This is a genomic window from Pseudomonas sp. SWRI51 (assembly GCF_014268825.1).
In the GTDB taxonomy this organism is placed as follows: Bacteria; Pseudomonadota; Gammaproteobacteria; order Pseudomonadales; family Pseudomonadaceae; genus Aquipseudomonas; species Aquipseudomonas farsensis.
In genome coordinates, this window is record NZ_JABWRG010000005.1 from 109,228 (window position 1) to 120,132 (window position 10,905).

9 protein-coding genes are annotated in these 10,905 nt (G+C 60.7%); all 9 read left to right on the forward strand.

The window, feature by feature from the left end; genetic code table 11:
- Positions 1–113: 113 nt before the first annotated feature.
- The 9 genes from HU720_RS03540 (at position 114) to dacB (ending at position 10,792) form a co-directional block, all read left to right on the forward strand.
- Entirely contained in the window at positions 114–425 is a 312-nt protein-coding gene (locus HU720_RS03540; RefSeq protein ID WP_186517287.1) for a YqjD family protein, read from the forward strand.
- Between the two features lie 10 nt (positions 426–435).
- Positions 436–810 (forward strand): phage holin family protein, encoded by a 375-nt coding sequence (locus tag HU720_RS03545; protein ID WP_186517289.1) that lies wholly within the window; start codon positions 436–438, stop codon positions 808–810.
- Positions 807–1,136 carry a hypothetical protein gene (locus HU720_RS03550; RefSeq protein WP_186517291.1) on the forward strand — a complete coding sequence of 110 codons (330 nt, stop codon included), beginning with the start codon at positions 807–809 and terminating at the stop codon, positions 1,134–1,136. Before HU720_RS03545 ends, HU720_RS03550 begins: the two co-directional genes overlap by 4 nt.
- 73 nt (positions 1,137–1,209) lie before the next feature.
- Positions 1,210–2,541, forward strand: coding sequence for a deoxyguanosinetriphosphate triphosphohydrolase (locus HU720_RS03555; protein ID WP_186517293.1), 1,332 nt, complete (start codon positions 1,210–1,212; stop codon positions 2,539–2,541).
- A 285-nt stretch (positions 2,542–2,826) separates the two neighbouring features.
- Positions 2,827–3,447: a response regulator transcription factor gene (locus HU720_RS03560; protein WP_186517295.1), complete on the forward strand. Its 621-nt coding sequence runs from the start codon at positions 2,827–2,829 to the stop codon at positions 3,445–3,447.
- A gap of 46 nt (positions 3,448–3,493) precedes the next feature.
- Positions 3,494–7,123 (forward strand): transporter substrate-binding domain-containing protein, encoded by a 3,630-nt coding sequence (locus tag HU720_RS03565; protein ID WP_238337608.1) that lies wholly within the window; start codon positions 3,494–3,496, stop codon positions 7,121–7,123.
- 144 nt (positions 7,124–7,267) lie between these two features.
- Complete coding sequence (locus HU720_RS03570) at positions 7,268–8,650, forward strand: LLM class flavin-dependent oxidoreductase (protein ID WP_186517299.1); 1,383 nt, start codon at positions 7,268–7,270, stop codon at positions 8,648–8,650.
- Between the two features lie 128 nt (positions 8,651–8,778).
- Complete coding sequence (locus HU720_RS03575) at positions 8,779–9,123, forward strand: YggL family protein (protein ID WP_186517302.1); 345 nt, start codon at positions 8,779–8,781, stop codon at positions 9,121–9,123.
- A 205-nt stretch (positions 9,124–9,328) separates the two neighbouring features.
- Positions 9,329–10,792 (forward strand): D-alanyl-D-alanine carboxypeptidase/D-alanyl-D-alanine-endopeptidase, encoded by a 1,464-nt coding sequence (gene dacB, locus HU720_RS03580; protein ID WP_186517304.1) that lies wholly within the window; start codon positions 9,329–9,331, stop codon positions 10,790–10,792.
- Positions 10,793–10,905 lie beyond the last annotated feature (113 nt).

Here is a 10,905-nt window from a genome sequence, read left to right on the forward strand (position 1 = left end):
GCTTCTGCCAACACGCCTCAACAGTTAGCAAACGCTGTACCAGTACATCTCGCTGAACCTTCGGCGACCCCGATCACTCGAAATAGCCACATACATCCACAGGGAGAGGCCCCATGGCCAGTAAATCGGCAAAGACTGCACAAGACATTTTGATGGCTGACTTCCAGGCGTTGGTCCGCGATACCGAGCAACTGCTCGCCGATACCGCGAACCTGGCCGGTGATCAGGCCGACGAGGTACGTGCACAAATCCACGAACGCCTCAACCAGGCCCGCGAAAGCCTGCAACTGACCCAGGATTCGGTCCGCCAGCGCGGCCAGGCTGCGCTGGGCCAAGCCGAGCAATACGTCCAGGAAAACCCGTGGCAAGCCATCGGCATCGCTGCCGGCGTTGGCCTGCTGATCGGTCTTCTGGCCAAACGCTGAAGGAGCACCCATGGACAACGACGCCATCGGCACCAGCGCCTCCGGAAGGCGTCTGGGCGCAGCCGCACTCGGGCTGCTGCACAGCCACATCGAGCTGTTCGGCATCGAATTGCAGGAGCAAAAAGGCCGCACCCTGCGTTTGTTGCTGTTCGCAGGCCTGGCGCTGGTATTTGCCCTGCTGCTGCTGAGCGCGCTGTCGGGGCTGGTGCTGGTGCTGTTGTGGGACAGCTATCGCCTGGCCGGTATTGTCGGCCTGTGTGTGTTCTACAGCCTGGCTGCGGTGTTCTGCGCCTTGCGCCTGAAAGCCGCAGTGTTCGATGAATCCTCGCCATTTTCGGCCACGCTCGAAGAGCTGGCCAAGGACCGGGAGCGTCTGCTGCCATGAGCCTGCCTGAACTACCCAACACGCGAAACCCGCGCGAACTGCGCAAGGCCTTGCTGCGCCTGCGCATGGAAATGCACCGCCAGGAGATCCGCCTGGAGTCTGGCCAGATGCTTGCACCGATCCACCGCCTGCGCAGCATGGGCAGCACGTTCGGTGAGGGCATGGGGGTCAAGCATGGGTCGCTATGGGGCCTGGGCGCCATCGTGGCCATGGGGTTTCTGACCGGCAAGGGTGTACGCACCGGTAACCTGCTCAGGCTGTTGCGCCTGGGCACCACCGTGGCACCGCTGATCCGCCAGTTCATGGGCAGCGGCCGCCGCCCGTGAGTGGTACGGCGCGCCCTTGCCAGGGCGCGCCACACGGGGGAAGCTACGCCGACTCAAACACGGAGACCGCGCCTTGGACTGGCAAACCCTGCTGAACCGCGAACGTCTGGGCAAGGCCCTGTACAGCCCTGAGGAACTGGGCCGCAGCCCCTTCCACAAAGACCACGACCGCATCATATTTTCCGGGGCATTCCGCCGCTTGGGGCGCAAGACCCAGGTGCACCCGGTTACCAGCAACGATCATATCCACACCCGTCTTACCCACTCGCTCGAAGTCAGTTGCGTCGGCCGCTCACTGGGCATGCGCGTGGGCGAAACCTTGCGCCACGACCTGCCTGACTGGTGCGAACCCAGCGACCTTGGGATGATCGTGCAGTCGGCGTGCCTGGCCCACGACATCGGCAACCCGCCATTCGGACACTCCGGCGAAGATGCCATCCGCCACTGGTTCCAACAGGCGGCCGGGCGCGGTTGGCTGGACGACATGAGCGACGACCAGCGCGCCGATTTTCTCAATTTCGAAGGCAACGCCCAAGGTTTCCGGGTGCTGACGCAACTGGAATACCACCAGTTCGACGGTGGCACCCGTCTGACCTATGCCACCCTGGGTACCTACCTTAAATACCCATGGACGGCGCGGCACGCCGATGCGCTTGGCTACAAGAAGCACAAGTTCGGCTGCTACCAGAGCGAGCTGCCGCTGCTCGAACAGATTGCCGGCAAGCTGGGCCTGCCACTGCTTGAACCGCAGCGGTGGGCGCGTCACCCGCTGGTGTACCTCATGGAGGCGGCAGACGACATCTGCTACGCGCTGATCGACCTTGAGGACGGCCTGGAGATGGACCTGCTGCAATACGCCGAGGTCGAGGCGTTGCTGCTCGACCTGGTGGGCGACGACCTTCCAGAGACCTACCGCCAGCTCGGGCCGCGAGAATCGCGTCGGCGCAAACTGGCAATATTGCGTGGCAAGGCCATCGAGCATCTGACCAACGCCGCCGCCCAAGCGTTTGTCGAGCAACAGCCGGCGCTGCTCGCGGGCACGCTGACAGGCGACCTGGTCGAGCACATGCACGGCCCGGCGCAACGCTGCGTGCTGCAGGCCAAGGACATGGCGCGCAAGAAAATCTTCCAGGACAAGCGCAAGACCCTGCACGAAATCGGCGCCTATACCACCCTGGAAATCCTGCTGAACACGTTCTGCGGTGCCGCACTCGAGCAGCACGGCGGCCGCACGCCTTCGTTCAAGAGCCGGCGAGTACTGGACCTGATCGGCAACAACGCACCAGACCCGAAAGGGTCGCTGCATGCAGCGTTTCTGCGCATGATCGATTTTATTGCCGGGATGACCGACAGCTACGCCAGCGAGATGGCCTGTGAAATGACCGGGCGTTCCAGCCCTGTGTAACAGCCATGGAGACGGCGATCTCGATCGCCGTCTCCAGCCGCTAATGTAAGAAACTTCCTACTTATTTGCTGAACAGTAAACATGCTCGATAAAACGTCATAAAACTGTGCACAAAACTCCAAATATCTTTTAATAATTCGCCATTCCTGTAGCACGTTTACACACTCGCTGTAAGCCATTTCCTATATGCAACACAGACATTAACCTTCTTCCCCAACTCACATTCAACTGAGCTAATGTGCCAACTGCTTTTCGTGCTTTTCGCACGCCGAATGGAAGTTGAACATGCAGTCAATATTTATCGTCGACGATCATCCCGTTATCCGCCTGGCCATCCGGATGCTGCTGGAAAACGAGCATTACCAGGTCCTGGGAGAATCGGACAATGGCGTAGATGCCATGCAAATGATCCGTGAGCTCAAACCAGATCTGGTCATCCTCGACATCAGCCTGCCCAAGCTGGACGGCCTGGAAATGCTCTCACGCTTCCAGGCCATGGCAGCCCCACTGAAGGTGCTGGTCCTGACCGCGCAATCCCCCGCCCTGTTCGCCATTCGCTGCATGCACTCTGGCGCTGCGGGGTATGTGTGCAAGCAGGAAGACCTCAGCGAACTGCTCAGCGCTATCAAAGCTGTACTTTCCGGTTACAACTATTTCCCAAGCCAGGCGCTGAAGCCGCAGCCCCACAAACACACTGACGAATTCGAATTGTTTCGTCAGGTCAATGACCGCGAACTGATGGTTTTGCAACTGTTTGCCCAGGGCCGCAGCAACAAGGAAATCGCCAAAGGCATGTTCCTCAGCAACAAGACTGTCAGCACCTACAAAAAGCGCTTGATGCACAAGTTGCACGCCAACACCCTGGTGGATCTGATCGAAGTTGCCAAACGCAACGCCCTGGTATGACGGCATGATTGGCAGGTACATCGCTGCATTGATCCTATGGCTTGGCATGGCCCAGGGCGCGCACGCCAACGACGATAGCAGGGCCTACACCCTGCTCAGCCGTTCCCAGCCGACCACGGTACATCTACAGTTCAGCCCCGAGCAGCAAAGCTGGCTGCAGGCTCGCCGACGCTTGGTACTGGGCACCTCGGCGCCCGACTACCCCCCCTTCGATACCACCACGAGCGGTAGTGAATACCAAGGGCTGACGGCGGACTATGCCGGGCTGATCGGCAACACGCTGGGCCTGCAGGTGCAGGTAAGGCGCTTTCCAAGCCGGCCGGCGGCAGTCGCTGCACTGAAAAACGGCGAGATCGACCTGCTCGGCAGCGCCAACGGCTATGAGGCCAACAGCGCAGGGCTGATCCTGTCGCGCCCCTATGCCATCGATCAGCCCGTGCTGGTCACCCGCGAGGACGAAACCCAGGCATTGAATACCGGGCTGGGCGGCATGCGCCTGAGCATGCTCTACCACTACCTGCCTCACGAGGAAATCCACGCAACCTACCCTGGGGCAGAACTCCTCACATTCGAGTCCTCCACCCAGGCCTTGAACGCGGTAGCCTTCGAGCAGGCAGATGTGTTCATCGGCGACACCATCTCCACCCATTACCTGATCAGCCAGGGCCACTTGCCCAGGCTACGCATGGCCAGTTTCGGCAAGCACGAAATGGTCGGGTTCAGCTTCGCCATGCGCAAAGAGGACACGACGCTCCTGTCACTGATCAACAGCGCGCTCGATGCCCAGTCCGCAGCCACCCGCAGTGATATCTTCAAACGCTGGAGCGCCAGCAGCGGCAGCCTGTTGACCGACCGCAAGCTGCAGCTGTCCGAGCGCGAGGATAACTGGCTGCATCAACACCCGAGAATGCTCGTGGTGGTCAACGATACCGCAGCACCGCTGACGTTCTTCGACAGCAACGGGCGGCTACGCGGTATCGTCGCCGACCTGCTGGAAGTGATCCGGCTGCGTACCGGTATACGCTTCGATATCCGCCGCGCAAGCGGCGAAGGCGACATGATCCAGCAGCTCACCACAGGGCGTGCCGACATCATCGCCACGCTGTCCACCGACACTCGGCACAGCAGCGCCTTGCTGGTCACCCGCCCCTACCTGGAAAGCGCCTACGTGCTGGTCAGCCGCGCCGGCGATGACCAGCCGGGCAGCTTGGCTGAACTCGCCGGCAAACGGGTTGCGGTACCCCGTGACAGTAGCGTGGCGGCACTACTCGCCAGTCAGCATCCGCATATCCATCAGGTGGCAACCGAAAGCACCTACTATTCGATGGCGTTGCTGGGCAGCAGCGCGGTGGACGCCGCAGTCGCCACGCTGATCGATGCCAACCACATGCTCGCCAGCGACGAGCAACTGGTCATCCGCACCACGGTGGGTACAGAACCGGCAACGTTCTCCATGGCTACTCGCGCCCAGGACAGCGAGCTGGCCTCGATTCTCGACAAGGCGCTGCTTAGCGTCTCGCCCGAAGAGCTGGGGGTGATCAACAGCCGCTGGCGTGACCACGACGTGCACGATGACGCCTACTGGCGTAATTCGCGGCGCAGCATCCTGCAGGTCGCAGCGATCATCGGCGCTTTGCTGGTGCTCGCATTGGCCTGGAACGCCCATCTGCGTCGCCAGATCAAGCAACGCAGGCGCGCGGAGCGGGCGCTGAACGACCAACTGGAATTCATGGGGGCGCTGCTCAACGGCACCCCACACCCGATGTACGTGCGTGATCGCCAAGGCCATCTGAAAAGTTGTAACGACAGTTACCTGGAGGCGGTTGCCGCAACCCGCGAGCAGGTCATCGGCAAACGCCTGCAGGACACCCGTTTCAGCACCTGCAAATACGTCCTGCAGATCCAGGACGATTACCGCCGGGTCATGGAGGAAGGCCAGCCGATGATTCTCGACCGTCCGCTGCGGGTGGCTGGTAAAGAGCTGACCATCTACCACTGGATCCTCCCCTACCGCGACTCGCTAGGTGTGATGCAGGGCATCATTGGCGGCTGGATCGACATCAGCGAGCGCCGCGCACTGGTCCAGGACCTGCGCACGGCCAAGCAGCAGGCCGATAACGCCAACCGCGCGAAAAGCACCTTCCTGGCCACCATCAGCCACGAAATCCGCACGCCCATGAACGCCTTGATCGGCATGCTGGAGCTGGCGCTACGGCGTGCCGATCAGGGCAAGCTGGACCGCCCGGCCCTGGAAGTCGCGCACCATTCGGCAAAAGACCTGCTTGCGTTGATCGGCGACATTCTCGACATCGTCCGCATCGAGTCTGGGCATTTGTCGCTGGCGCCCGAGCCTGTCGACCTGGCCAGGCTGGTGGAGTCGGTGGGCCGTGTGTTCGATGGCCTTGCGCGGCATAAAGGCGTGGCGCTGCAGGTGGTCATTGCCGAGCAGGCGCGCTGCCATGCGATGCTCGACCCTCTGCGCTTCAAACAGGTGCTGTCCAACCTGGTCAGCAATGCGATCAAGTTCACCGACCAGGGTCAGGTGAGCATCGAGGTCACGCTGGGCTCGAATGCATCGTCCCCCTCTCCTACCCTGGAGCTCCAAGTGCGCGACACGGGTATCGGCATCGACGAGCACGATCTGCAGCGGCTGTTCAGCCCATTCGTGCAAGCCAACCCGACCAGCGACGGTGCCCGTGCCGGCAGTGGCCTGGGGCTGGTGATCTGTCGCAATCTGTGCGCCATGATGGGCGGCAAGATGACCCTGCAAAGCGTGCTGGGGGTGGGTACCCGAGTCAGCCTGGTGATGCCCCTGCAATGCGTCGAAGCCCCCACCACCCCCGCGCCCAGCGCCTGCCACATCGACCGCCCGCAAAGCTGCCTGAATGTGCTGGTGATCGATGACCACCCCGCCAATCTGCAACTGATGGCCCGCCAGTTGAGCTACCTGGGGCTGTGTCATGAAAGCGCCCGTGATGGCCAGGAAGGCCTGAACAAATGGCGCACGGGCAACTTCGATGTATTGATCGTCGATTGCAACATGCCGTTGCTCAACGGCTATCAACTGGCAACAAAGGTGCGCGAAGAAGAGCGCATCAGCGACAAGCCGCCCTGCGTGATACTTGGCTACACCGCCAACGCACAACCTGAAGTCCGTCAGAAATGCCTGGATGCCGGCATGGATGACTGCCTTCTCAAACCTATCGGCCTGCAGTTGCTCGGCCAACGTCTGGCGAGCCTTACCGCCGGAGTGCAAGGCAATTGCTGCGAGCAGCAGGCACCGCACTACGACCTTGAAGGGTTGAGCGCCATCGTCGGGGACAGCATCAGCGACCGTGATCGGCTGGTCGTCACCCTGCACCAGAGCCTGATCGAGGATTTCGCAACGCTTATGGCTATCGACCCGCAGCAAGCACCCGACGCGCTGGCCACGCAGGCACACAAGATTCTCAGCGCGGCACGCATGCTCGAGGCCAAGGCTTTGATCAGGGCATGCGAAGCGCTTGAACAGCCTAGTTTGCACCTTGATGAGCTGAAGCTGGGGAGGCAGGTGTTGGCGCGGCAGATGCGCCGCGTGGAAAAGGCGCTGGCCCGGCTGTTGGAAAGCCCGCAGCGGAGGCTGGACCCGGTCTCGCCGAATGCGGTTATACCGTGCAGAAACAAGCTTATTCCATAAAGAAAGTACAAGGCAGTTTGTTATTGCTATTTAATATTAAAAGCTGAGTTCTTAATTAAATAGCCGCCGCTGCCTTAGTTTGGGGTCGTACCTGGAGCTATCAGCAATGTGCCGGTTTCAGGCCACACGAATACAGGAATAACGATGTCCGACCCCAAACCCCTCTTGTTCGCCTTGTATGAGCAGGCCAGTGTTGGCTGCGGTGGAGCGCCAAGCCTGTGGACTCATCCGGCGGATGAGCGACTGGCCGCCAACACCTTCGATTTCTGGTCCAACCAGGCCCGTATCGCAGATCAGGCCAACCTCGACATGTTCTTCTTCGCTGACGTGCTTGGCTTCTACGACGTGTACGGTGGCAATGTCGAAGCCGCAGTGAAATGGGCAGTAGAGGCCCCGGCGAACGACCCGCTGATGATTATCCCAGGCCTTGCAGCTGTCACAAAAAACCTGGCATTTGGTGCGACGATCACCACCAGCTACGAGCATCCGTTCACCCACGCCAGGCGGCTCAGCACACTCGATCACATGACCAACGGCAGGATCGGCTGGAACATCGTCACCTCCTATCTTTCCAGTGCGGCACGCAATTTCGGCCTGGAAGAAATGCTCAAACATGGCGACCGGTACGAGCGGGCCGAGGAATTCATGGATGTCGTTTACAAGCTCTGGGAAGGAAGCTGGGCTGATGATGCGGTCGTCGCCGACAAACAAGGCCGGGCATATGCCCGTGGCGATCGGGTGAAGCCCATCAATCACGTCGGCGAGCACTATCGTGTGGCGGGGCCGCATCTGGCCGCCCCCTCGGCGCAAAGGACGCCTGTGCTGATCCAGGCAGGCTGGTCGGGCCGAGGGCGCGAATTCGCGGCCAAACATGCCGAGCTTGTTTTCATCGCCAAGTCCAATCCACAGGAAATCCGCCAGGGCCTGGAAGAGATCTGGAGCATGGCCCAAGCCCGTGGCCGGGCTCGGGATGACGTGAAGTCTCTGACAGTGCTGCGAATTGTCACCGCGAAAACCGAGATCGAGGCTCAGCGCAAGTACGATGTGCTGCAGAGCAATTACCACCTTGAGGCGCAACTGGTCAGCTATGCCGGTGACACAGGCATCGATCTGAGCCGCTATTCAGACAACGAAGCGTTGACCAACCATACCGAAGGCCTGACCTCCTACATGATGCGCCCGGATGGCAGTGGCAAGCCGCTGACTGCGGGTGATGTCAGGCAGCGATTTGCCAACGTCACTCGGGGTACAGACCTCATTCTGGTGGGCACACCCCAGCAGGTCGCTGACCGTATCGAAGAGCACGCTCGTGTTTCAGGCACCAGTGGCTACATGCTCAACCCGCTCACCAGCCCAGGCACGCTTGAGGACTTCGTTGAGCTGGTTGTACCTGAGCTGCAAAAGCGCGGCCTGTATCGAACCACGCCACCACAAGGCACTTTCCGCTCTCGGCTCAGGAGTGATGGAGCCAGCCGGCTACCTGACTGTGCCTACGGGGCTTCATTCCGCCAGCATCTTCAGCAGTGAGGGGCAGGATGGGGCCACCCGCGGCATGCCGTCAAAGCCTCACAAGGCACGACTATCGAGCAGACGGGCACGCAATCGAGCGTGTTAGCTGATAGACTGCGCGCCGTAATTACTTAGAGGATTTTTTGATGGCCACTAACCGCTCCCGTCGTCTGCGCAAAAAGCTTTGTGTGGATGAGTTTCAGGAATTGGGCTTTGAGCTGAACCTGGAGTTCAAGGAAGACCTGGATGACGAGGCTGTTGATGCATTCCTCGATGCATTCCTGACCGAAGCCATGGACGCCAATGGCCTGGACTACGTCGGCGGCGACGACTTCGGTCTGGTTTGCAAGGCCGAGCGTGGTTCGGTTACCGAAGAGCAACGCGCTGCCGTAGAAGCGTGGCTCAAAGGCCGTAGCGAAGTGACTCAGGTTACCGTCAGCCCTCTGCTCGACGCTTGGTACCCAGAAAAGCCGGTTAACGCCGCCAAGTAATCGCACCGAGCCACAACGGCTAACTGCGAGCTTGTAAAAAACCACCTTTCGAGGTGGTTTTTTTTCGCCAGTCATAAAGTGCATTTCTATCGAACAGGCCCATGCGCAGTGCGCTTGGGGCATAATGCGCACTATATTTCGTTTTGGGGCCACCATCCTTTACAGCCCCATTGTCTTCCCCCTCGCCTGCAGGGTATGCATATCCATGATCAAGACGCTCCGCCCACTGCTGCTCGCCAGCCTGTTCCTGCCCTTCTCGCTCACCAGCCAAGCCGCAGCGGTCAATACCAGCCTGCCGCCCAAGGTGCAGCAGGCCCTCAAGACCAACAAACTGCAGGATTCCGCGCTGTCGCTGGTGATGCTGCCGCTTGATGGCCCAGGCACCGCCACGGTGTTCAATGCCGATGTGTCGGTGAACCCGGCCTCGACCATGAAGCTCATCACTACCTATGCAGCGCTTGAGCTTTTAGGCCCGACGTTTCAGTGGAAGACCGAGTTCTACACCGACGGTACCCTGAACAACGGCGTGCTCAACGGCAACCTGTACCTCAAGGGCGGCGGCGACCCCAAGCTGAACATGGAAAAGCTCTGGTTGCTGATGCGTGACCTGCGCGCCAACGGCGTGCGCACGATCACTGGCGACCTGGTGCTCGACCGCAGTCACTTTGTGCAGCCCAACCTGCCGCAGTTCAACGATGACGGCGGCGATGAGAACAAGCCGTTCCTGGTCAAGCCCGACTCACTGCTGGTCAACCTCAAGGCGCTGCGCTTCGTGGCCCGCAACGACGGTGGCAAGGTGATGGTGTCGGTGGAACCACCGATTGCCAGCATTCGTATCGACAACCAGGTCAAGGCTGTGGCTGGCAAGCAGTGCAGCGGCGATGTGCGTTACAACCCGGTACAGCAGGCCGACGGTGTCAGCGTGACGGTCAGCGGCCAACTCGCCGACGGCTGCAACTCGCAGACCTACCTGTCGCTGCTGGATCACTCGACCTACGCCGCAGGTGCGGTACGTGCCATCTGGAGCGAGCTCGGTGGCAGCATCCAGGGCCGCGACCGCATCGAAGATGTGCCCAAGTCGGCGCGCCTGCTGGCCCGTGCATTCTCCCCTGATTTGGTGGAAGTGATCCGCGACATCAACAAATACAGCAACAACACCATGGCTCAGCAGCTGTTCCTGAGCATCGGTGCGCAGTTCCGTACCGACGCCGACGGCGACGATGCCCGCGCCGCGCAACGTGTAGTCCGCCAGTGGATGGCCAAGAAAGGCATCACTGCCCCGCACCTGGTCATGGAAAACGGCTCGGGGCTGTCGCGTGCAGAGCGGGTCAGTACGCGGGAGATGGCGACGCTGCTGCAGGCAGCGTGGAAGAGCCCGTATGCAGCCGAGTTCATCAGCTCGATGCCGCTGGTTGGCATGGACGGCACCATGCGCAAGCGACTGAAACGTACCGCCATGACTGGCGAGGGCCATATCAAGACCGGCACGCTGAATACGGTGCGGGCGATTGCCGGCTTCAGCCGCGACAGCAACGGGCATACCTGGGCGGTTTCGGCGATTCTCAACGACCCGAAACCGTGGGGAGCCTCGCAGGTGCTGGATCAGGTGCTGCTTGAGCTGTATCGCCAGCCGAAGCTGGTCAACGGGACCGCAGGTGTTGCCCCCTGAACAGCCGGGTTTTAGTAGCAGCCGGTTGCCACTTCCCACAAAAACATAAGCAACGCGGTCGTTGGTAGGAGCGGCCTTGTGTCGCGAAAGGGCCGCATCGCGGCCCCATTATC